This is a genomic window from Serratia sp. 14-2641, assembly GCF_001692375.1.
Classification (GTDB): domain Bacteria; phylum Pseudomonadota; class Gammaproteobacteria; order Enterobacterales; family Enterobacteriaceae; genus Chania; species Chania fonticola_C.
The window spans coordinates 113560-136955 of record NZ_LXKR01000013.1; the positions used below are offsets into that span (position 1 = coordinate 113560).

At 55.3% G+C, this 23396-nt stretch carries 19 protein-coding genes; 7 read left to right on the top strand and 12 right to left on the bottom strand.

The features are described 5' to 3' along the window. Positions 1-20 precede the first annotated feature (20 nt). Positions 21-2468, top strand: a complete 2448-nt coding sequence (glgP, locus tag A6U95_RS07205; RefSeq protein WP_065683999.1) for a glycogen phosphorylase — start codon at positions 21-23, stop codon at positions 2466-2468. A gap of 96 nt (positions 2469-2564) precedes the next feature. Here the strand turns inward: glgP and glpD are convergent, their stop codons facing one another. Together glpD and A6U95_RS07215 are read right to left on the bottom strand one after the other, a co-directional pair. Then, positions 2565-4073: a glycerol-3-phosphate dehydrogenase gene (gene glpD / locus A6U95_RS07210; RefSeq protein ID WP_065684000.1), complete on the bottom strand. Its 1509-nt coding sequence runs from the start codon at positions 4071-4073 to the stop codon at positions 2565-2567. Between the two features lie 291 nt (positions 4074-4364). Beyond that, complete coding sequence (locus A6U95_RS07215; protein ID WP_065684001.1) at positions 4365-5249, bottom strand: LysR substrate-binding domain-containing protein; 885 nt, start codon at positions 5247-5249, stop codon at positions 4365-4367. A gap of 100 nt (positions 5250-5349) precedes the next feature. Between A6U95_RS07215 and A6U95_RS07220 the strand changes: the two genes are divergently transcribed. Together A6U95_RS07220 and A6U95_RS07225 are read left to right on the top strand one after the other, a co-directional pair. Continuing rightward, positions 5350-5658 carry a carboxymuconolactone decarboxylase family protein gene (locus A6U95_RS07220; protein ID WP_021807438.1) on the top strand — a complete coding sequence of 103 codons (309 nt, stop codon included), beginning with the start codon at positions 5350-5352 and terminating at the stop codon, positions 5656-5658. Beyond that, a complete protein-coding gene (locus tag A6U95_RS07225; RefSeq protein WP_065684002.1) occupies positions 5658-6041 on the top strand; it encodes a tautomerase family protein in 384 nt (127 codons plus the stop codon). The genes A6U95_RS07220 and A6U95_RS07225 overlap by 1 nt, the downstream gene beginning before the upstream one ends. 57 nt (positions 6042-6098) lie before the next feature. Here the strand turns inward: A6U95_RS07225 and A6U95_RS07230 are convergent, their stop codons facing one another. The 5 genes from A6U95_RS07230 to malT form a co-directional block, all read right to left on the bottom strand. Beyond that, positions 6099-6857, bottom strand: coding sequence for a DeoR/GlpR family transcriptional regulator (locus tag A6U95_RS07230; RefSeq protein WP_021181740.1), 759 nt, complete (start codon positions 6855-6857; stop codon positions 6099-6101). Between the two features lie 33 nt (positions 6858-6890). Continuing rightward, a complete protein-coding gene (glpG, locus tag A6U95_RS07235; RefSeq protein WP_024527602.1) occupies positions 6891-7727 on the bottom strand; it encodes a rhomboid family intramembrane serine protease GlpG in 837 nt (278 codons plus the stop codon). Positions 7728-7885: 158 nt separating this feature from the next. After that, a complete protein-coding gene (gene glpE, locus A6U95_RS07240; RefSeq protein ID WP_021807441.1) occupies positions 7886-8212 on the bottom strand; it encodes a thiosulfate sulfurtransferase GlpE in 327 nt (108 codons plus the stop codon). A 114-nt stretch (positions 8213-8326) separates the two neighbouring features. Beyond that, positions 8327-9316 (bottom strand): autotransporter outer membrane beta-barrel domain-containing protein, encoded by a 990-nt coding sequence (locus A6U95_RS07245; protein ID WP_065684003.1) that lies wholly within the window; start codon positions 9314-9316, stop codon positions 8327-8329. A gap of 383 nt (positions 9317-9699) precedes the next feature. Continuing rightward, positions 9700-12414, bottom strand: a complete 2715-nt coding sequence (malT, locus tag A6U95_RS07250) for an HTH-type transcriptional regulator MalT (protein ID WP_065684004.1) — start codon at positions 12412-12414, stop codon at positions 9700-9702. A 592-nt stretch (positions 12415-13006) separates the two neighbouring features. Here malT and malP point away from each other — a divergent pair. Further along, complete coding sequence (malP, locus tag A6U95_RS07255) at positions 13007-15412, top strand: maltodextrin phosphorylase (protein WP_065684005.1); 2406 nt, start codon at positions 13007-13009, stop codon at positions 15410-15412. Positions 15413-15421: 9 nt separating this feature from the next. Then, positions 15422-17503, top strand: a complete 2082-nt coding sequence (gene malQ / locus A6U95_RS07260; RefSeq protein WP_065684006.1) for a 4-alpha-glucanotransferase — start codon at positions 15422-15424, stop codon at positions 17501-17503. Positions 17504-17576: 73 nt separating this feature from the next. Here malQ and nfuA read toward each other — a convergent pair whose 3' ends face one another. Continuing rightward, on the bottom strand, positions 17577-18152 hold the full coding sequence (nfuA, locus tag A6U95_RS07265) for a Fe-S biogenesis protein NfuA (protein ID WP_065684007.1): 576 nt from the start codon (positions 18150-18152) through the stop codon (positions 17577-17579). Positions 18153-18210: 58 nt separating this feature from the next. Further along, the gene (gntX, locus tag A6U95_RS07270) at positions 18211-18894 is read right to left on the bottom strand and encodes a DNA utilization protein GntX (protein WP_065684008.1); all 684 of its coding nucleotides are present in this window, start codon (positions 18892-18894) and stop codon (positions 18211-18213) included. An 86-nt stretch (positions 18895-18980) separates the two neighbouring features. Between gntX and bioH the strand changes: the two genes are divergently transcribed. Continuing rightward, complete coding sequence (bioH, locus tag A6U95_RS07275; RefSeq protein ID WP_065684009.1) at positions 18981-19751, top strand: pimeloyl-ACP methyl ester esterase BioH; 771 nt, start codon at positions 18981-18983, stop codon at positions 19749-19751. Between the two features lie 300 nt (positions 19752-20051). Then, the gene (locus A6U95_RS07280) at positions 20052-20336 is read left to right on the top strand and encodes a YdgH/BhsA/McbA-like domain containing protein (protein ID WP_065684045.1); all 285 of its coding nucleotides are present in this window, start codon (positions 20052-20054) and stop codon (positions 20334-20336) included. 49 nt (positions 20337-20385) lie between these two features. Here A6U95_RS07280 and A6U95_RS07285 read toward each other — a convergent pair whose 3' ends face one another. The 3 genes from A6U95_RS07285 to feoA form a co-directional block, all read right to left on the bottom strand. Further along, the gene (locus A6U95_RS07285; RefSeq protein WP_065684010.1) at positions 20386-20625 is read right to left on the bottom strand and encodes a FeoC-like transcriptional regulator; all 240 of its coding nucleotides are present in this window, start codon (positions 20623-20625) and stop codon (positions 20386-20388) included. Beyond that, entirely contained in the window at positions 20625-22937 is a 2313-nt protein-coding gene (gene feoB, locus A6U95_RS07290; protein WP_065684011.1) for a Fe(2+) transporter permease subunit FeoB, read from the bottom strand. Before feoB ends, A6U95_RS07285 begins: the two co-directional genes overlap by 1 nt. Positions 22938-23012: 75 nt before the next feature. Next, positions 23013-23237 (bottom strand): ferrous iron transporter A, encoded by a 225-nt coding sequence (gene feoA / locus A6U95_RS07295; RefSeq protein ID WP_024527584.1) that lies wholly within the window; start codon positions 23235-23237, stop codon positions 23013-23015. Between the last annotated feature and the right edge of the window lie 159 nt (positions 23238-23396).

Genomic DNA, 23396 nt, shown 5'->3' on the forward strand with positions numbered 1-23396 from the left:
GTACTTGGGATTGAATTACTATGACTTCACCGTTTAGTTACACCTCACCCACGGTCAGTGTCGAAGCGCTGAAACATTCCATCGCCTATAAACTGATGTTTATTGTCGGTAAGGATCCGGCTATCGCCACCCAGCACGACTGGCTTAATGCCGTGTTGTTTGCGGTGCGCGACAGGATGGTGGAACGTTGGTTGCGATCCAATCGCGCCCAGCTTTCACAAGATGTCCGGCAGGTGTATTACCTGTCGATGGAGTTTCTGCTTGGCCGTACGCTGTCGAATGCGCTGTTATCGATGGGGATTTACCAGGATATTGAGGACGCACTCGATGAGATGGGTCTGAACCTGAGTGAGCTGCTTGAGGAAGAGAACGATCCTGGCTTGGGCAATGGCGGCCTGGGGCGTTTGGCTGCCTGCTTCCTGGACTCGTTGGCCACGCTGGCGCTGCCTGGCCGGGGCTACGGTATTCGCTATGAATATGGCATGTTCAAGCAGAACATCGTCGATGGCCAACAGATGGAGTCGCCGGATTATTGGCTGGAATACGGCAACCCGTGGGAGTTCCCGCGCCATAATACCCGCTATAAAGTGCGTTTTGGTGGCCGCGTTCAGCAGGAAGGGGCGAAGGCCCGCTGGGTGGAAACCGAAGAGATTATCGCTATCGCCTACGATCAGGTGATCCCGGGCTTTGATACCGATGCCACCAACACGCTGCGTTTGTGGAGCGCTCAGGCCAGTAATGAAATCAACCTGGGTAAGTTCAACCAGGGGGATTATTTTGCCGCAGTGGAAGATAAAAACCACTCCGAGAACGTCTCGCGCGTGCTCTATCCCGATGACTCCACCTATTCCGGGCGTGAACTGCGCCTGCGGCAGGAGTATTTCCTGGTTTCAGCCACTACCCAGGACATCCTCAACCGCCATTGGACGATGCACAAAACCTTCGACAATCTGGCCGACAAGATTGCCATCCACCTCAATGATACCCACCCGGTGTTGTCGATCCCTGAGCTGATGCACCTGCTGATTGATGAGCACAAATTCAGCTGGCTGGATGCCTGGGAAGTGGTGGAAAAGGTGTTCTCCTATACCAACCACACCTTGATGAGCGAAGCGCTGGAAACCTGGCCGGTTGATATGCTGGGCAAGATCCTGCCGCGCCACCTGCAACTGATCTTCGAAATCAACGACCATTTCCTCAAGCAGGTACAGCAAGTGGTGCCGGGCGATAATCAATTGCTGGCACGGGTCTCCATCATTGATGAAACCAACGGGCGTAGAGTGCGTATGGCGTGGTTGGCTGTGGTCGCCAGCCATAAGGTGAATGGCGTCTCGGCACTGCACTCCGAACTGATGGTACAGTCCCTGTTTGCCGATTTTGCTCACGTATTCCCCGATCGCTTCTGCAATAAAACCAACGGGGTCACGCCGCGCCGCTGGCTGGGGTTGGCTAACCGGCCATTATCCAAAGTGCTGGATGACAGTATTGGTCACAACTGGCGTACCGATCTCAGCCAGCTTGGCGAAATCAAAGCGAATGCGGATTACCCGAGCTTCTTGCAGGCCGTACAGGCTGCCAAACGGCAGAATAAAGAGCGGCTGGCGGGGTATATCGCGAAAAAGCTCAACGTGGTGGTGAACCCTGACGCGTTGTTCGACGTACAGATCAAACGGATCCATGAATATAAGCGGCAATTGCTGAACGTATTGCATGTGATCACGCGTTATAACCGTCTGTTGCAGGATCCTGATGCCAAACGCGTACCGCGCGTGGTGATCTTCGCGGGTAAAGCGGCTTCGGCCTACTATGCTGCCAAACAGATCATCCGTTTGATCAATGACGTAGCGAAGGTGATCAACAACGATCCGCGAGTGCATGATGATTTGAAGGTGGTGTTTATTCCTAACTACGGGGTAAGCCTGGCCCAGATGATCATTCCGGCGGCCGATCTCTCCGAGCAGATCTCGCTGGCAGGGACAGAGGCTTCGGGCACCAGTAATATGAAGTTTGCTCTCAACGGTGCCTTGACCATCGGCACGCTGGACGGGGCCAACGTCGAAATGCTGGAACACGTGGGCGAAGAGAACATCTTTATCTTTGGCAATACCGCCGATCAGGTGGAAGCGCTGCGCCGCGATGGGTATAACCCACGTCAGTATTACGAGCAGGATGAAGAGTTGCATCTGGCGTTGACGCAGATCGCTACCGGTGTGTTCAGCCCTGAAGAGCCCAAGCGCTACAGCAGCCTGTTCGATTCACTGGTCAATCTCGGCGACCACTATCAGCTGTTGGCAGATTATCGCAGCTATGTGGATACGCAGGATAAGGTGGATGAGGTGTATCTCAATCAGGACGACTGGACCAGGCGCGCGATACTCAATATCGCCAACATGGGCTACTTCTCTTCCGACCGCACGATCCAGGAATACGCGGACGAGATCTGGAATATCAAACCGATAAAGCTGTAATAGCCAAGGGCCGGATCACCGGCCCTTGAATTTAACTTGTTGCGTCCCGTATGCCGTAGGGGCGCTGCATGCTGCGCCCGCCTACGCACACCTCAATCAAGACGCCAATGACAACGCTTTTGGTTTGGCATTTTCTGCCAGCCAGGTTTTCACCCGCGCCTGCTGTTCTTCGCTGAGCCACATCCCCAGTTTGGTACGACGCCACAGGGCATCATCCAGCTCGACAACCCACTCTTTCTCCACCAGATAGCGCAGTTCAGCTTCGTACAGGTCATGGCCGAAGTCTTCACCCAAATCGCTCAGGCTATTGGCATTGGCCAGGATTATTTCGCTGTGGCTACCATAAGTACGGGCGTAACGACGAGCCAATGACTCCGTCATCCAGCCGTGTTGACGGCGCAGTTTAGCGGCATAGCTATCGCGATCGCCGTCAATATTGCCCCCCGGCAGGGAACCGTTTTTGGTCCACGCCGGGCCACAGCCAGGATAGTAGTGAGCCAACTTCTCCATCGCGTGCTCGGCCAGCTTGCGGTAGGTGGTGAGTTTGCCACCGAATACGGAAAGCAGTGGGGCTTTGCCCTGCTCGTCATGCACATCCAGCGTATAGTCGCGAGTTACGGCCTGCGGTGAGTCAGATTCATCATCACACAGCGGGCGTACGCCAGAGTAGGTCCAGACGATATCGTCACGGCCCAGCTGTTTTTTGAAGTGATCGTTATACACCTTCAACAGATAGTTGATTTCGTTATCGTCGATCTTCACGTCTTTCGGATCGCCGTGGTATTCCACGTCGGTGGTGCCGATGATGGAGAATTCGTCCAGCCACGGAATGACAAACACGATACGGTGGTCTTCGTTCTGCAAGATATAAGACTGTGGCTGGTTATGCGCCCGAGGTACCACGATATGGCTGCCTTTGATCAGGCGGATACCGTAAGGAGACTTGAGCTTCAGGCCATCGTCGAAGAAATGTTTTACCCATGGGCCGGTAGCGTTCACCAAGCCTTTGGCGCGCCAGGTAAAGGTTTTGCCGCTGTCGACGTCGATGGCTTCCACCATCCACAGCCCATTTTCGCGCCAGGCGCGGGTCACTTTAGTGCGGGTGCGCACTTCGCCACCGCGTTCGGCCACGGCTTGGGCGTTCAGTACGACCAGGCGCGCATCGTCTACCCAACAATCAGAATATTCGAAACCGCGCTTTAAGTCTGGCTTCAGGACGGACTCTGGTCCAAAGCGCAAACCTTTACTGCCTGGCAAGCTGGTGCGTTTGCCCAAATGATCGTACAGGAACAGGCCGATACGGATCATCCAGGCCGGGCGCAGATGAGGCTGGTGCGGCAGGCGGAAACGCATTGGGAAGGCGATATGCGGTGCCAGTTTCAGCAGCACTTCACGTTCGGCCAGCGCTTCGCTGACCAGACGAAACTCGTAGTGTTCCAGGTAGCGTAGGCCACCGTGGATCAGTTTTGAACTGGCGGAAGACGTAGCACAGGCCAAGTCTTGCGCTTCCAGTAGCAGTACGGACAGCCCACGCCCGGCTGCATCGGCTGCGATGCCGGCTCCGTTGATACCACCACCGATAACGATCAAGTCTTTGGTTTCCACGTTAACTTCCTCCTGGTGTTCGAAATAGCTCTTTTATGTTCGTTTTCGCTCATTATTGTAATCGGAAACCAACAAGCAAGCCAAGAGTTAACCAAACAAAAACATTCTTGCGTGATAGAGGTAACAGTTTGGTGATAGTAGGTATACAAATTGAAGGGGTATTTGACGCAGCTTTCGCTTAGCCGTATCCACCGTAAACCCATGCCTATAGCGGGCGTGGATATAAGGAGGTTTTTGAGTTTGGTGACGAAGCGACTGGGGTGGATAAGAGGATGAACATAAGTATAGGTATCATTTCAATCCTGACAACGCCTCCTCCATTAACTGGCCAAGCATTGCCCGCGCAGTGAGATTCTCACCGTCGGCCTTGGTCTGCTCAAGTGTGATCCCCAGATTTCCGAGTGTTGGCAGAAGGTTGCCCGCTATGCGCAGATCTCCTGGCATGCCAAGGCGTGTACGCACGGTCAGGCCAAATCCGGCCTTTACCGCAGCCCAGATACCGCTCAGGCTGTGGCTGACAAACATTACCCGCCAGGGGAGCCCTGCATGATCCAGGCTGGTAGTAGCACGCGAGCGCATCAGGCACGGGTTTTCAAACATCACCAGTGGTAGCGGCTCACCTTTTGCCAGCAGAGCAGGAAGATCCAGGTCCGGATGGTAAATCCACTCTAGCTGGCGTTCGCCTAACCGTCGGCCTTCGCGTATCTGTGCATCTGGCTGCCACATGAGTGCCATATCGACCGTTTTATCGTCTAATGCGGTTTGTAGCGCACGTTGACGGTCTACCCTGGCGATGATCTTCAGCTCTGGATGATGGCGTCTGAACTGGCCGAGGATCCCAGGCATCAGTGATTCACCAAAATCCTCCTGCATACCAATGCTGATCTCTCCCTTTAACAATTCTCCTTTCAGAGCACGCTGTGTTTCATCGTTTAACTCCAGCATGCGCCGCGCATAACCCATCAGCATTTCACCCTGAGGGGTCAGTTCCAGATGGCGCCCTTTTTTCATCACCAATGTCGTGTTGCACTGCATTTCCAGCTTTTTTAACTGGGCGCTGACGGCAGAAGTGGAGCGGGACAGGCGTGTTGCCGCCAGTGCAAAGCTGCCACATTCAATGCCGGTAACAAAGCTGCGTAGTGCATCCAGATCCAGCGCGGGTAAAAGCTTCTTCATTATCATCCTTATATTCAGGATGGTTAGTCCTGATTAATTCGATTTTCAGGATGTGACTATCGCGCCAGAATGGGCTGACTGTCAATACGGAGAGAATGCCATGACCCAATCCACCGACCGAGACATGCTTGCCCGACTGGCCCCCAAACTGGCTGAATTGAGTAAGGAGGTTCTTTTTGATGATATATGGCAGCGCGGTGAGCTCTCCCCGCGTGATCGCAGCCTGATAACATTGTCTGCTCTGGCTGCGCTGGGGCGGGTGCAACAGCTACCGTGGCACCTCGATTTTGCTCGGAAAAATGGTCTGAGCCACCAGGAGATTATTGAAGCGTTCACCCATTTGGCTTTTTATGCAGGCTGGCCGGCCGCAGTATCTGCAATCGGCTGTATTGATGAGGAGAGTATCTGATGCCCTTCAGCCGAATTACACTTCGCCAAGGCTACAGTGAGACACAACTTCAGAAAATTTCTGACATTCTGCACCAGAGCCTGACGGAGGAGTTTGACGTTCCGCCAGACGACCGTTTTCAGGTCATTGAAACGCTACCTGCCAGCCAGCGCATTTTTGACCGGAGTTATCAGAGTGGTGAACGCAGCGACAACTTTATCCTGTTTCAGATCATTGCGGGAAAGCCACGTTCCGCCGGGCAGAAACAGAGTTTTTACCATGTGCTGAGTGAGCGCCTGAACAGGGGGCTGAATATTCATCCCGATGATGTCATGGTGATTATTCAGTTCAACAACGCCGCTGACTGGAGCTTCAGCAATGGCCGCATGTATTGCCCTGGGTGATGGGCTAATGCGTGGCACGTTAGGCCCCCTCTCCATTTGGTGAGGGGGGCCGGGAGATCAGCAGAGTTCCAGCTGTACGTCGTACTGCTCGATAATCTTCATCACGCTGGGTGGCGGAGCCTGATCGGTAAACAGATAGTCGATCAGGTTCATGTTCCCCAGGTTCACCATCGCGTTACGGCCAAACTTGGAATGGTCGGTAACCAACATCACGCAGCGGGAGTTTTCGATAATCGCGCGTTTGGTTCGCACTTCGTGATAGTCGAATTCGAGCAGCGAGCCATCCATATCGATGCCGCTGATGCCGAGAATGCCGAAATCCAGGCGGAACTGGGAGATAAAGTCCAGCGTGGCTTCGCCCATAATGCCGCCATCGCGGGTACGGACTTCGCCACCGGCCAGGATCAGACGGAAATCCTCCTTGGCGGTGAGCAGGGTGGCCACGTTCAGGTTGTTGGTCACGACCCGCAGATTTTTATGGCCCATCAAGGCGTGGGCTACCGCTTCCGGCGTGGTACCAATATCGATAAACAGCGTGGCACCGTCCGGTATCTGGCTGGCTACGCGCTGGGCGATGCGGGCTTTCTCTTCCGACCACATCACCTTGCGATCGTGATAAGCGGTGTTTACCGAACTGGAAGGTAACGCAGCTCCACCGTGATGACGCTGTATTTTGTTCTGATCGGCCAGGTCATTCAAATCACGGCGAATGGTTTGCGGGCTGACGGCAAAGTGCTCCACCAGCTCTTCCGTACTGACATATCCCTGTAGGCGCACTAATTCGATAATTGCGTCATGACGCTGTGTTTGCTTCACGATATTCCCCTAATACACCGATGTGCCTGGTTGTTATTGTTCGTTGTGCGCGCGATGCCGCGTATCCCAGAATGCCATTAATAACCCTATCACTAAACCGGCAACGTGTGCCGCATTGGCGATCGACATTCCTAAAATATCGAAATAACCTGCCACCAGCCAGAGCGCGGAAAAGACCATCAAGCCCCGGGGCAGGTTCAAACCGCGTTCCGGTGCACGTTCACCGCTCAGCCAGACATAGCCCATCAGCGCGTAAACGACCCCGGAAAGCCCGCCGAACAGCGCACCGCTGAATAACGACTGCGCCCAGCCGCTGAAAAAGGCCGACACTACGGCGATCACAAACAGCTTGCCGGTGCCGAGGAGTTTTTCCAGCGGACCACCAAGATACCACCACCACATCAGGTTAAAGGTAATGTGCAGCAGCGAGAAGTGCAGAAACGCATGGCTGACCCAGCGCCACAGCTGGCCATATTGCGAGCTGTTTTGCGGCCAGGAGAGCCAGAACATGACGGTATCATCACCCAGCACCTGCATCAGGATATAGACCAGAATACACAGGCTCATCACCGTTAGCGTCAGCGGCCCGGCCTTGCTGCGGATGATTTGCAGGTAAGAAAACTGTTGATACTGTAGACCGGCATCGGTGCTGCCTGCCTGCCAACTGGCGGCCTGATAGCGGCGGTTGAACGGATCGAGCAGGAACTGTTGCAGTTCGTGTTGTACCTGCTCCAGATGGGCCTCGTCCGCCAGCCAGATTTCGGCTGCATCGCCTGTTGCGCGGACTTCAAGTACAACCCCTTGCGTTGCCATGTAATCGACAAAGGCCTGCGCCAGGCGAGGGTTGGATACGGCGATCACTCGAACCATAGATTTTCCGTCTAAGTAGATGACTTTGGCCACGGGCAAAACCGCCGATGGCATTGGCGGCTGATTATACCGTTGAAATCCTGAGCGCAGGGAAGGGATCTGACAAAAACAGTGCAGAATTCAGCAATTGGCCGCCCAGAAAGGCGGCCCAATGGGGATTAGGCGGAGGTCTCAACGTCCTGTGGGAACTGGCGGGCCCAGGCCTCAAAACCGCCATCAATACTGTAAACCGCGTCAAACCCCTGATGCAGCAGATACTGCGCGGCGCTGCGGCTGCTGTTGCCGTGATAGCACATGACCATCACCGGGCGATCGAACTCGTTCTGCTGCATAAAGGCGGACAGGGTGGCGTTGGTCAGATGAAAAGCGCCTGGCGTATGCCCAGCTTCAAAGCTTTGTGGATCGCGGATATCAACCAGTGCGGCGCTACCGTCTTTCAGGCGTTGGTGTGCTTGCACAACGTCGATCGTTTCAAACTGTTCCATAACTGCAAAATACCGGGTAATGGGATAATGTCTTTATTGTATCCAATTTTTGCAGGCATTAGACCAGAGCAACAGCAGGGACTTTATCCCCGCCGTCTTGCAGCCGTAGCGTTGTTACCAGCGATAGCTCACACCCAAGGTGCCACCGTAATCCTGGTAGCTGTTGGCTCCCATGGTGATCCCGCCTTCGAACCACAGCTGCATGTTGTAAGTACTAGGCGAATGCAGGCCTAACTTGACCTCAAAAAGATCATCCAGGGCGTTGGTCTCTACCCGTGTATCATTAAAATTGACCGCGTTCTTGCCACTATTATGCCACCAGTTGGTGGCGAGATAGGCGGTAGTATAATCGTCTTGATCGCTGTACCAGCGAATACCGACGCGTGAAGTAAAGTTTGGCGCATCGGCCTGATGAATATAGACGCCTGCCGGATCCTGATAATTATCGGCATCGAAGCGGTTATAAATAATCTGCAGCTGTGGCTCGATAATCAACTCGAGTGCCGAAAAAGGCTGCAAGGCATAGCCGGTTTCCAGCGAGGCGCTAAAACCAGTGCTGTCATAATTCTGCTTGCCTTGGGCAGAGGTCACGCTGTTGTTAAACCAGGCATATTGCAGCCAGGAATCCACATACGCCCCAGAATGCTTTTTCTTATCCTGATACCAGGTGCTGTAAGCGCCGACAGAATAGCCGTCGACTTTTCCTTCGGATGAGAGGGTAGCGTTGTTAGCGCTGCTCTTGGCGTGGCCGTAGCCGGTCATCAGGCCTGCCGTCCACTCTTCTTTGTTGTTATCCAAGGCCAGCAAATCCCCGCCCAGCATAAAGACCTGACGATCCATATCGACGGGCAAGCCATTATCGCCCGCGCTCAGATCCTTGCTGTGATAACCCGAAACGCGCATCCAGAATTGACTGTCCCCTGGCGCGGTCTTTCTTTGGTGTAGGGTATGAGAAAATAACGTTGATGCGGCAACCTGATTACCCAGATAAACCCCGGCGTCGGGCCGAGAACTATAATCGATGAGGGTTTCCGTGCTCGCCATGGCCGGAGAAGTGGTCAGATAAATCCCGACCACAATAAGTGTTTTCTTGTTTATTGCCACAATCCCAACTCCCTATGGAAATTTGCCGCAATAGTACCCAGATGAAACGATAATGTCATGAGAAAACCGGCGGGCTTTAGATTGACCGCCAGTGATATCGCTCGACCTATTTATTTGGTGGATGTATCAGGCCCTATATATTTTCTAAACTATAGATTTCTTAATAAAAGGAGGATGAATGCCCCTCTTGGGAAATCACCCAGGATGACAAAATAGATAGCAAGGCAGCGGCGTAGAAGGTTAAACCAGCTGTAGAGACATCCCTTGCGGATTTATGGTCGAACGCAGTTGTTAAATGTGGCTCGTTCGGTCCCCTCTCACTGTGGGAGAGGGGGAGAGTGAGGGCCGCCACACCGGACTTAACATACTGATCTGCTTTAAAACTACGCACCATAACCCATCATTTTCAGCAACTGCTGCGCCTGCTGCACCGCTTCCTGCCGATGTGCGACCCCCAGTTTCTGGTACAGATTACGGATATGGGTTTTGATGGTGGTGGCCGCTACGGCCAGTTCCCCGGCGATCTGATCGTTGCTGTAACCGGAGTAAATCAGACCCAGCACCTGCCATTCACGCTGTGTCAGCGGGCTGGTGCGGATCAATTCTGGCACTTGCGGGTGAGTTAGCAGCTTATCGACGAAGTTCTCGTCAAAATGGGCGAACTTGTGCCGGTGATGCTGGTTGATATCGCGCAGAATGCGCTGGGCGCGATGCTGTTCCATTTCCGGCAGCGTGTTGAGTTGGATCAGTTGACGAAGTTGCTGCGCCATCGCCTCTCCCTCGATCACAAAGTGGCTGATAAACCCGGTACGGTTGGCCAGCGAAAGTGACTCTATCAACGCGCGCTGGGCATCCACTTTGCGGTCCATCTGCCAGTAGAGATGGTTACTGAGCAGCAGGTTACGGTTGAGATCGCTCACCAACCGCAGGCGGCGGGCATTTTCGTTCAGCTCGTCCAACACCACTTCGGCTTCTTCGTACTGCCCAAGCAGGATCTGCACGCGGGCGATATTACGCCATTGCCCCTGCATAAAGTGGTTGTTGGCCATCCCCGGTTTTTCGGTATGGCGCAGCCAATTGGCCGCTGCGGTGGTATCACCGGTCATCTGCCAGTAGATCACCCTTGGTTTATCGGCATTGGTCAGCCAGTCCCGGTGATACTGTGAGCCATGCAGCAGGACTTCGCTGCGCAGCAGGTGAGCATTGGCATTATCCAGATCGCCACGCGCCAGCGAGCATTTCGCCAACATCGCCAGGCATTGCAACTGCTGCTGCGGCTGGTAGTTAGCCAACACCTTCAGCCCTTCACGTGCGGCTTCTTCGGCTTCGTCCAACCGTGACCATGACCAGAGCACCTGTGAGCGGATGCGCAGCAGGAATTCGTGCATCGGTAACTGCTCCAGATGCTGTTCACGCACCAGTTCGAAGGCCTTATCCTGCGTTTCATAGGCGGCTTGCAGGAACCCTTGCGCGATCAGAATTTCGCTCTGCTGCAACAGCGCCCACAGCGCATAGTGATAAGCCTGATGGCGGCGAGCCATCTGCTCGGTTTGCTGCATCATGGGCAACGCCCGTGCCAGTTCCCCTTTGCAGTGGTGAACCTCACCGGTGACCGAGGTGGCCACGATGCGGCTGTAATAGCTGGATAGCGGCAGGAATTTCAGCGCCTCGGTGGCCAGGCGTTCGGCCTCTTCCGGTTTACCGGCGTTGATCGCCACCTGAGCACGCAGCGCGTCAAATTCAGCATGCAGAGTCTGGTCAATGACGATCTTTTGCTGGAGCATGGCCTGTTCGGCGCGTTCCAACTGGGTGTTCACTTCGCTGTAACGGTGTTGGCTTTGTGCCAGCCAGGCTTGCAGCAGCGCCAGTTTCGGATTTTGGATCAGCCGTTCGTACGGCAGGGCATTCAGACACTCCTCCAGCAAGGCCAGTTCGCTGTGATGGAACAACGACCAGGCATGTTGCAACAGGATATCGCGCAACATGCTGACATCGCTGGCTGCCAACGCATGGTGAATGGCTTCCGCCGGGTACCCGAGCGCCAGCCAACCTTCCGCCGCCGCATGGTGCAGGCCTGGCAGTTCCAGCGCCAATTCCCACTGGCAACGCTGGCGCAGGAACGAGGCAAACAGCGGATGGAAACAGAACCATTCGCCGGTGTCGTCCATACGGTGAATAAACAGGCCCTGGCGTTCAAGCTCTTCCAGGCGCTGCTGGCCGTTGTCTTCCCCGGTCAGGCGTACGATCAACGCGTCGTTCATCGAACGCAGTACCGAGCAGCGCAACAGGAACGCGCGGGCATCGGCATCAACGCGATCCAGCACTTCATCCACCAGATAATCGGACAGGTGGCTGGCGTTCAGCCCGGCCAGACGTTTGGCAGATTGCTGAGCGGAAGAGGTGGATTGACGAGCGGAGAGCGCGATTAGCTGCAAGGCGGTTGCCCAGCCCTCCACTTCGTCACACAGACGGCTGCTGTCATTGTGCTCCAGTGGGGAGGTAAGGCGGCAGTCAAAGAACTGTTTCGCCTCCTGGTGATTAAAAGCCAACTGGCGCGTGCTCAGCTCTAACAGCTGATCGCGTACGCGAAGATTGGCAATCCCCAGGGGAGGCAGGGTGCGGGAAAGGATCAGCAACGTCAGATTTTCTGGCTGGTGGCGCAGAAAGAAACGCATCGCTTCATGGATCTGGTCATTAGTGATCAGGTGGTAATCGTCGATCACCAGGTACAACGGCTGGTGCCAGTCAGACAGCTCGATAAACAGCTGGGCAAACAGCGCCGAAAGGTTGGCGTATTGATGTTTCTGGCTTAATGCCTCGCTTTTCACGCAGTGGCCAGTGGTGGCCTGTTGCAGCGCAGCGATCAGATAGCTGGCGAAGCGCTCTGGCTGGTTGTCGCTCTCGTCCAGGGAGTACCACCCCAGATCCGATTTGCCCGCAGCCCATTGTGCCACCAACGTGGTCTTACCGTAGCCTGCCGGGCAATTGACCAATGTCAGGCGATAGTTCGCCGCGCCGGCCAACTTCGCCAGCAGACGATCGCGTACCACGGTATTTTGCAGCCGTACCGGACGGCTCAGTTTTGATGGGATCAGCATAATATTCCAGGTGTAAAGTGCGGTTCCCGCCGCCGAAGGACTGCCCGAAGGAATTATTTCACCGTGTTCCTGTCTCGGGACCGGGTTGAGTTAATTATTTTGTAGCTCGTAATTAATCCCCCTCTTTAACTTCGAACATCGTCAACGGTAATGCAACAAGCTTGCGCTTTGGCTTGAAGTTAAATTGCTATTGATCACACTTTTTTATGTTTGCCCCCGGTTCCGCTCTAACTGCGCTTTACATCGCGCCTGATTACCCTCAGAAATTACCCTGTTTTTCGGCTGTTAGTGGACAAGTACAAAACTTCATCAGCTATCATAACTGTGCTAACGTCCTGAGGTTTGCCGCCGATTTTATGCTCACCGGTGATATCGATGGGCTTTCTTACCGCACGCAAGGGGGCTTAAAAAGTGCCTGAGATCACAGTTTCAGCTACGCCCCAATCCTCCTCCCCAGCTAACCCCCAGGCGGGATGATGCCATTGCGGGTTCTCCCCGGCACGATAGTGAAAAAATTGGCCCATTTACTACCCAATGGAACTCAAGTTGCCGCTTGAAAGACGACGGGTACACCGGATAGAGAGTTTTACCTATGTCACAGCCTATGCTCAAAAAGGACGTTTTTCTGGCTGCACTGACTCGTCAGTGGCAGCGTTTTGGCCTCAGCTCCGCACAGCAGATGACTCAGCATCAATGGTGGGAGGCCGTGAGTGCCGCTCTCGCCGAACAGCTGGCTGCGCAGCCTGCACCGCGTAAAAGCAGCAAGTCGTTGCGCCATGTAAACTACATCTCGATGGAATTCCTGATTGGCCGCCTGACGGCCAACAACCTGATCAACCTCGGCTGGTATGACACCGTTGAGGCCGCATTGGCAGAGCAGGATGTCAAGCTGGCCGATCTGTTGGAGCAGGAAACCGATCCGGCGTTGGGGAACGGGGGCCTGGGGCGTTTAGCCGCTTGCTTCCTGGACTCGATGGCTACGGTGGAGCAACCGGCTACCGGCTATGGGCTGAACTATCAATATGGGCTGTTCCGTCAGTCGTTCAAAGAGGGCCATCAGCAAGAGGCACCGGATAACTGGCAGCGCGAGAGCTACCCGTGGTTCCGCCATAATGCTGCGTTGGCGGTGGATGTCGGGATTGGTGGCAAGATAGAGAAACTGGCCGATGGCCGCGAGCAGTGGCACCCGGAGTTTACCCTGCGTGGGGAAGCTTGGGATCTGCCGGTGTTGGGCTTCCGTAACGGGGTCACCCAGCCGCTGCGCCTGTGGCAGGCAACGCATAGTCATCCATTCGATCTGGGGGATTTCAACGACGGCAAATTCCTGCAGGCGGAAAAGCAGGGCGTAGAAGCTGCCAAGCTGACCAAGGTGCTCTATCCGAATGACAACCATCAGGCTGGCAAACGCCTGCGCCTGATGCAGCAGTATTTCCAGTGTGCCTGCTCGGTGGCCGATATTCTGCGTAAACACCATCTGGCCGGGCGCAAGATTGAAGAGTTGCCGAAGTACGAAGTGATCCAACTCAACGACACCCACCCAACCATCGCCATTCCAGAGCTGCTGCGTATTCTGCTCGATGAGCATCAACTGGATTGGGATGCAGCCTGGGCGATCACCAGCAAGACCTTTGCCTATACCAACCACACCCTGATGCCGGAAGCCTTGGAGTGCTGGGATGAGAAACTGGTGCGCAGCCTGCTGCCGCGCCACTTCTCTATCATCAAGCAGATCAACACCAACTTTAAGCGGTTGGTAGACCAACACTGGCCGGGCGATGAGGCGGTGTGGGCCAAGCTGGCAGTGCACCACAACAAGCAGGTGCGCATGGCCAACCTGTGCGTGGTCAGCGGTTTTGCGGTGAACGGTGTGGCTCAGCTGCACTCGGATCTGGTAGTCAAAGATCTGTTCCCGGAATATCACCAGCTGTGGCCGAACAAATTCCACAACGTCACCAACGGCATTACGCCGCGTCGCTGGCTCAAGCAGTGTAACCCGGCATTGTCAGGCCTGATCGATACCACCCTGAAAGTAGAGTGGGCCAACGATCTTGATGCGCTGAAGGGGCTGGAAAAATATGCCGAAGATGCCGCATTCCGCGAGAAATATCAGCAGATCAAGCGTGATAACAAGGTGATCCTGGCCAACTACGTGCACAGCGTAATGGGATTGACGCTCAATCCAGACGCGATCTTCGACGTGCAAATCAAACGCCTGCACGAGTACAAGCGCCAGCACCTGAACCTGCTGCACATTCTTTCGCTGTATCGCCAATTGCGGGATAACCCTGATCTGGACATCGTGCCACGCGTATTCCTGTTTGGTGCCAAAGCCGCGCCGGGCTACTACCTGGCGAAGAACATCATCTATGCGATCAACCAGGCTGCAGAGAAGATCAATAACGATCCGATCGTCAAGGATCGCCTGAAAGTGGCCTTCATCCCTGATTACCGCGTTTCCGTCGCTGAACTGATGATCCCGGCTGCGGACATTTCCGAGCAGATCTCCACCGCCGGTAAAGAAGCGTCGGGCACCGGGAATATGAAGCTGGCGCTGAACGGTGCACTGACCGTTGGCACGCTGGACGGAGCTAACGTCGAGATCGCCGAGCAGGTCGGCGAGGACAACATCTTTATCTTCGGCAACACCGTGGAGCAGGTCAAAGCGCTGTTGGCCAAGGGTTATGACCCGCTGAGCTATCGCAAGAAAGACAAGCACCTGAAGGCGATCCTGGACGAACTGGCCAGCGGCGCATTCAGTCACGGTGACAAGCACGCTTTCGATATGATGCTGCACAGCCTGTTGGAAGGGGGGGATCCGTATCTGGTGCTGGCGGACTTTGCTTCCTACTGCGAAGCTCAACGGCAGGTAGACAAACTGTATCGTGACCGCGACGAATGGACGCGCCGCACTATCCTTAACACCGCGCGCGTAGGCATGTTCAGTTCGGATCGTTCGATCCGTGACTATCAGCAACGCATTTGGCAAGCCAAGCGTTAAGGAGTGCGAATGAGTAAAGGTATCGATCAGGTAGCAGCTCAGGCTGGGATTGCTGCCGATTACATCAATGCCCATGGCCAACGGCAGGCAATTTCGCCGGAAACCAAACGCAAGCTATTGGCGGCGATGAATCCGGCGTCGTTGCAGCCGTCAACGGCTCCCTTGCCGCTGGTTAAAGTCTTTTATCAAGGCAACCCGGTGGCGCTGCCGCTGGGAGGAGATGGCGAGTTTCATTGGGTATTGTTGCGTGAGGACGGTAGCCAGCAAGAAGGCCGTGCCAGTGCGCATAAAACCCTAACCCTGCCGGGCAAGTTACCGCTGGGTTATCACCAGCTCACTTTGTCACAGGGGGAGCAGCAATGGGCCTGCCGGCTGATTGTCGCCCCCAAGCGTTGCTACGAGCCGGATGCATTGTTGACCGGCAAGAAGCTGTGGGGAGCCTGCGTACAACTCTACACGCTGCGTTCCGAGCGTAACTGGGGAATTGGCGACTTTGGCGATCTGCGGGCGATGGTCGGTGAGGTGGGGGAACGCGGCGGCGCCTTTATCGGGCTCAACCCGATCCACGCGCTGTATCCGGCCAACCCGGAAAGCGCCAGCCCTTATAGCCCGTCTTCGCGCCGCTGGTTGAACGTGGTGTATATCGACGTCAACGTAGTGGAGGATTTCCAGCTCAGCCAGGCCGCGCAAAAATGGTGGCAGAAGGCTGCGACGCAGAAGCTGTTGGCCAAAGCGCGTAGTAGTGAGCTGGTGGACTACAGCACGGTAACGCAGTTGAAGCTGGCGGCGTTGAAGCTGGCTTTCCCGCATTTCCAGGCCCGCAAGCCGCAGGATGCGCTGAAGCAGGAATTTGAACGCTTCGTCGGCGAAGGGGGCAGCAGCCTGTATCAGCAGGCAACGTTCGACGCGTTACATGCCCATCTCAGTGCTAAAGACAGCACGATGTGGGGATGGCCAGCCTGGCCGAAAGAGTATCAGCAGGGCAATAGCCCGGCAGTGGAAACCTTCTGTAAGCAGCATGAGGATGAGGTTACCTTCTACCTGTGGCTGCAATGGTTGGCGGCCAGCCAGTTTGCCGAGTGCTTCGGCCAAAGCCAGCAGTGCCAGATGCCGATTGGCCTGTACCGCGATCTGGCGGTCGGGGTGGCAGAGGGCGGGGCGGAAACCTGGTGTGAACGGGAGCTGTATTGTATGCAAGCCTCGGTGGGGGCACCGCCGGATATTCTTGGGCCGCTGGGGCAAAACTGGGGCCTGCCGCCGATGGATCCGCATGTGATGGTGGCGCGGGGGTATCAGCCGTTTATCGATTTGCTGCGGGCCAACATGACCAGCTGTGGCGCCTTGCGTATCGATCACGTGATGGCGATGCTGCGTTTATGGTGGATCCCTTATGGTGAAACGGCCGATCACGGCGCCTATGTGAAATACCCGGTTGACGATCTGCTGGCGCTGTTGGCCTTGGAGAGTCAGCGCCATCGTTGCATGGTGATTGGGGAAGATTTAGGGACCGTGCCGGTGGAGATTGTCGGCAAACTGCGTGATAGCGGCGTCTATTCCTACAAGGTACTGTATTTCGAGCACGATGCGGAGAAGCAGTTCCGTGCGCCGCAGTCTTATCCGGTGCAGGCAATGGCGACCATTACCACCCACGATCTGCCAACGCTGCGTGGTTATTGGCAAAGCGGCGACCTGACGCTCGGCAAGCAACTGGGGTTATACCCAGATGCGGAAGTGCTCAAAGAGCTGTTTGCCGATCGTGAACGGGCCAAGCAGGGCCTACTGGACGGGTTGCATCGCTACGGCTGCGTACCGCAAAAGGTCGGCAAGAAAGCCTCGCTATTGAGTATGAGCCCGTTGCTGAACCGGGGTCTGCAACGCTATGTGGCAGACAGTGCCAGCGCGTTACTGGGTCTGCAACCGGAAGACTGGTTGGATATGACGGAACCGGTGAATATTCCAGGCACCAGCGATCAGTACCCGAACTGGCGGCGTAAGCTGAGCCATACCTTGGAAGCGATGTTTGACGATGCTGAGGTCAACCGTTTATTGAAGGATTTGGATAAGCGACGCAGAAAGGTTTCGGTAGGCTAAATGCATCGGGGCGGATTAACCGACCCCGATGGAGATAAGCAGGGCGCAGAACGGAATTGCGCCCTGATATTTATCAGTAGTAGGAGTGTTCGCCGCGCTGGTGCTCAGTGAGATCGCGCACGCCTTTCAGTTCCGGGAACTTTTGCAGCAGCTCTTTCTCGATCCCTTCCTTCAGAGTGACGTCTACCATTGAACAACCGTTGCAACCGCCGCCGAACTGCAGGATGGCCAGTGCGTCGTCGGTGATTTCCATCAGCGTCACACGGCCACCGTGGCCAGCCAGCTGCGGGTTGATCTGCGATTGCAGTACGTATTCTACGCGCTCCATCAGTGGTGCATCGTCGTCCACTTTACGCATTTTGGCGTTCGGCGCTTTCAGCGTCAGCTGTGAGCCGAGCTGATCGGTGACGAAGTCGATTTCGGCGTCGTCCAGATAAGGCGCGCTCAGCTCATCGACGTAAGCGGACAGCTTTTCGAACTTGAGTTCGGTATCTGTCGCTTCCACCGCGTCTGGCGGGCAATAAGAGACACCGCATTCGGCCGTCGGCGTACCCGGATTGATCACGAATACGCGGATTTGGGTGCCTTCTTCTTGGCTTGCCAACAGCTTGGCAAAGTGTTCCTGTGCAGCATCTGTTATACGGATCATAGCATTAGCTCAATAGTTGACTTCTATAGTAGGTTATAATACGCCCATTGCCGTGGTACTACAACGTGCGGCAAACGCACCAAATCTGCAACGATGCGACGCCCTGCTTCTGTAATAGTGTAGCGATTTCTGCCATGGTGCTGCCAGTGGTAACCACATCATCCAGCAGCGCCACATGTTTTCCTGCCAGGCTCTCATCACAACGGAAAGCACCACGCAGATTACGCCGCCGCAGGCGAGCTATCAATTGCTGTTGTGGCGCGGTTGCCCTGATGCGGCGTAATGCCCCAGGGCGATATTCGCAGCCCAACCAGCGGGCCAGTGGCAGGGCCAACAGCTCGCTTTGGTTATAGCCACGCCGCCAGCAGCGTTTATCCTGCAAGGGTACCGCTAAAATCACCTCCGGTCTGTTCAGATGTTGCTCTCGGTGCGCTTGCAGCCAATGCAGCAGGATCAAACGAGCCAGAGTGGGAGCCAGTGCGGGTGTCTGCTGGAATTTGAAATTTTTCACCAGGGTGCTGATGGGTGGACGATAATCCGAAACAAAGACCAAGGCTTGCCAAGGGGGCGCCTTTTGCAGACATCGTCCGCAAGGCTGATGGGGATCGCCACTGGGCAGGCCGCAAACTGGGCAGCAACAAGGTTTGGCGGGCAACGTCCGCAGGCAGTAGCTGCAGATGCCCTGTTGCATCAGCCGTAATGGTTGCCGGCATAGCCAACAGCGGCTGTGGATTGGTAGCATGGTCACCTCCCCTTTTTAATATTCTATGAATTTCGAGTTGTGCAAAACGCTACCGTTTGGAAGGCGACGAGTAAGGACAATAACTGATGACAGAGCTGTATTGGCAAACCTTAGGTGAAGGCGATCGCGATCTTGTGCTGCTGCACGGATGGGGATTGAATGCCGAGGTCTGGGGTTGCACGCTGGAGCGATTGGCTCCGCATTTTCGCCTACACCTGGTGGACTTACCCGGCTATGGCCGCAGCCAGGGCTATGGGGCCGTCTCGTTAATGGAGATGGCGGAGATACTGCTGGCCGCAGCACCCAAGCAGGCTTATTGGCTGGGGTGGTCCCTTGGTGGGCTGGTAGCCGGGCAGATCGCCCTTATGCAGCCTGAGCGGGTAACCGGGCTGATCACCGTGGCTTCTTCGCCCTGCTTTACGGCGCACGATCCGTGGCCGGGGATCCGCCCGGAGGTGCTCAGTGGCTTCCAGCAGCAGCTCAGCCATGATTTCCAGCGCACCGTGGAGCGCTTCCTGGCGTTGCAAACGTTGGGCACGGAAAGCGCTCGCCAAGATGCGCGCCAGTTGAAAACCGTGGTGCTCAACCAGCCGATGCCGGGCGTTGAGGTGCTTAACGGGGGCCTGGAGATGCTGCGTACGGTGGATCAACGCCAATCATTGGCGGCACTGACGATGCCGGTATTGCGTATTTATGGTTATCTCGACGGACTGGTGCCGCGCAAAGTGGCTAGCCTGCTGGATGAGTTGTGGCCAAACTCCACCTCGGAGGTGATCGCCAAAGCGGCCCATGCGCCGTTTATCTCTCACCCCGAAGCATTCGCTAACATTATTAATCAATTTGTTGCAACCGAGTAATGGCGCGGTCTGGCGGCGATATCTCATTGATTACAGATTATAAACGCACAAAACAGCGGTAAATTTTTAACCAATAAGTGGATAAAAACTAAACCTGTTCGATACTTGAAGGGGTAAATGCGTGGCTACAAGGTGAATATGGGCTTATCAATCTTCACCTTGGCGATTTGTTTCTGGGCAGAGGGAGCTTCGTCAGGGAAAGCAACGAAGCTGTTAGACGTCGCAGTAGCCAAGCTCGATGACGCATTTGTTGTTAGTCGCTTTCATAAAAATCCAATTTATCCATTGAGAGGTATTGTCATGAAATCATTGAAGATGATCGTTGCGGCGTTGATTGTAGGTTCAGTGTCTTTCGGTTCGATGGCAGCAACCTTGCTAACTAAAGACGAACTGGACAAGAACCCAGGCAAGTATGAGAAAGTTGGCACCGTGTCTTCAACTGCACAGGCCACCGATCCGATGGACTTGAAAGATGAATTGTCCAAACTGGCCGATGAGAAAGGGGGCCAATACTATGTCGTGCTGGCAGCCCGTGAGCACGGCAAGTTCAGCGCCGTAGCGGACGTGTATAAAGACAAGCAATAATCTTCAAGTGAGGGGGTGCAGGCAAACTATTGCGCCCCTGTATTCACATTCACTTCTTCAAACGATAAATCACCGTTTTACAAGCCAGCCCTTCTGGGCAACTCTTGCAGCTGCCGCTCAGGCATTCGCTGCTATCGAGCTCAATACGTTCAACTTTTCCCATCGCGGTCAAACGTTGCAGCATTGCCTCAACCAATGGCAAGGGCGTTGCCAACTGCTGGCTCAGCTGTTGCGCCTGAGCGCCGCCCTGTAGGGCAAGCGCATCACGGATTTGCAGCAGGCTGGCCATTAGTGGCAGTCACCCGAACTTTGACAACAGGACGCCGAGGTGGCGCTACGCAAACGGATCGTTACGCGGCTACGTGCCTTGCGCAAGCCCAATAGCACCAGCGCATTGAACAGCAGCACGATCAGGATCGCCGTCGCGCTGTATTGCGGATGTTGGCTGAAGGTCGCGATCTGATAGAACAGCGTTGCCAGCGAATAGGCCACGTTCAGCCCCCAAAGGATGGAGAAGGTCATCCAACCACGGCTGGACTCACGCGCAATGGCTCCCATCACCGAGACGCAGGGAACGTACAGCAACACGAAGATCAGATAGCTGTAGGCAGAGATTGAAGTACCAAATTTGCTACTCATAACACCCATTGAGCCCACGCCCATCTCACCATCGCCCTTGCTGGCTTCGATAGGGTTGGAGAGTACGCTCAGGCTGAAGGTGTTCTTCAGGCCCTGCCAGGTTTCATTGACGGCGGCACCGAGTTCATCAAGCAAATTGAAGTTGGCGGCATCAAAGTGCTCATTGGTGATGTTCTCTGCGGTGTACAGGGTGTTGAGCGTCCCGACCACCACTTCTTTGGCCATCGCCCCTGTCACCAGCCCGACGGTCGCCTGCCAGTTATCACTGTGTACGCCCATGGGTTGCAACAGCGGAGTCAGCACCTTGGAGACTGAGGCCAGCGCTGAATCATTGATGCTGTCTACTGGCTGGCCGCTGAACGAGAAGCTGTTCAAGCCGCCAATAAAGATGCTGGCAATGACGATCACTTTCCCGGCGCGAAGCACGAAGCCTTTCAGGCGTTGCCAGGTTTGCAGCAGCAGGCTTTTCAGATGTGGCACGTGATAAACCGGCAGCTCCATCACGAACGGCGATGCTTCGCCGCGCATAATGGTGTATTTCAGCACCAGGCCGGTGAGGATCGCCACCACGATGCCTAGCATATACAGTGAGAACACCACGCCCGCGCCATCCTGGCCGAAGAAAGCCGCGGCAAATACGGCAAAGATTGCCAAACGCGCGCCGCAGGACATAAAGGGGGCCATCATGATGGTGATCAGGCGTTCGCGTGGGGCATCCAAGGTGCGTGCGCCCATAATGGACGGCACGTTACAGCCAAAGCCGACGATCAGCGGTACAAAGGATTTACCCGGCAGCCCGAGCGCCTGCATCAGGCGGTCCATCACAAAAGCCGCTCGTGCCATATAGCCGGAGTCTTCCAGGAATGACAGAAACAGATACATCATGCCGATCTGGGGAACCAGCGGCAGCACGGTATTGATACCGCCGCCCACGCCCTGCGCCAGGAAGACGGTCAGCCACTGCGGGAAATGCAGGGTATAACCGACCCACTGGATGCCCTGAATAAAGATGGCCGCCGAACCGAGATCAAAGATCGGTTGCAGTGCGCCGCCGATGTTGATCGCCAATACGAACATGATGTACATCACCAGCAGGAAGATGGGCACCCCCAGCCAGCGGTTGAGGATCACCCGATCCAGCACCTCCGTCAGGCGGTTTGGCAACGCCAGCTTAGAGTTACTGACCGCATCGCAGATAGTGGCGATCGACTGGTAGCGGGCATCGGCAATCACCAGCGCGGGATCTTCCTGCTGCTGCTGTTGCAGCGCTAATCTGGAGGGTGCCAGTAGCTCGGTGGCTTTCCCGGCCAACTGATGGCTATAAATATCGCCCTCCAGCATTTGCAGGGCCAGCCAGCGCCGTTGTTCGGTGGGCAGCTGTTGAGGCATGGCCTCGGTCAGCGTAGCGATTTCGTCTAGCAGCAGCGGCGGATAGGCCACCAGCGCTTTTAACTGGTTGAAGCGATGATTATCGATGGTCTGTTTCAGCAGGCCAATGCCGTCGGCCTTGGTAGAAACCATGGATACCACCGGGCAGCCAAGGCGCTCGGCCAGGGCGGCGACATCGATCTCAATATTCTGGCTCTTGGCAATATCTTGCATGTTCAAGGCCACGATGCACGGAATACCCAGCTCCAGCAATTGCAGCGTCAGGTAGAGGTTGCGTTCGAGGTTGGAGGCATCGACCACGTTGATCAGCATATCCGCATCGCCGCTCAGGATGTAGTGACAGGCGATCTGCTCATCCAGCGAGGTTTGTTCGGAGATGGTGGTGAGCGAGTAGGTGCCTGGTAAATCCACCAGCGTGACCCGTGACTGCGGCGTCGCAAACTGGCCCTCTTTACGCTCAACCGTCACCCCGGCCCAATTACCGACCCGCTGGCGTGCTCCAGTGAGCTGGTTGAACAGCGTCGTCTTGCCCGAGTTCGGGTTACCGATTAAGCCAATAGTGATTTTTTTCATAAACCAACGTGATATGAGTAAATTAAGTATCGGCCGCGTTTGCACCCGGCAACTGCCTGAGGCGGGGACAGCGCGTTACGCTTGGCTATCTAGCAGGATCAGGTCTAAGTCTTTTTTCCGCAGCACCAGGCTAACGCGGCGAGTCTTTATTTCTATAGGATCGCCAAACGGTGCCACGCGTACCACGTCAAACTGCGAGCCGGGCAGCATGCCAAGCGACAGTAATTTCTGGCGGTAAGCCGGGCTGATCTCGTTGGAGAAGCCGGTGATTTTATAGGTATGTTTAGGAAGCAGCTGCATATCGCCTTCTCAATGAGTTGGGAATTCCCACGGGAATGCCACCTTCAGAACATTTGCTGCCCAGACTACCTGTGAAAAGGTGTATGGGGCCAGGAGCGCCGAGCCAAAAACAGAGCACTGAATACACAGAATCATAGTGATAACAATTATCGTATTCAA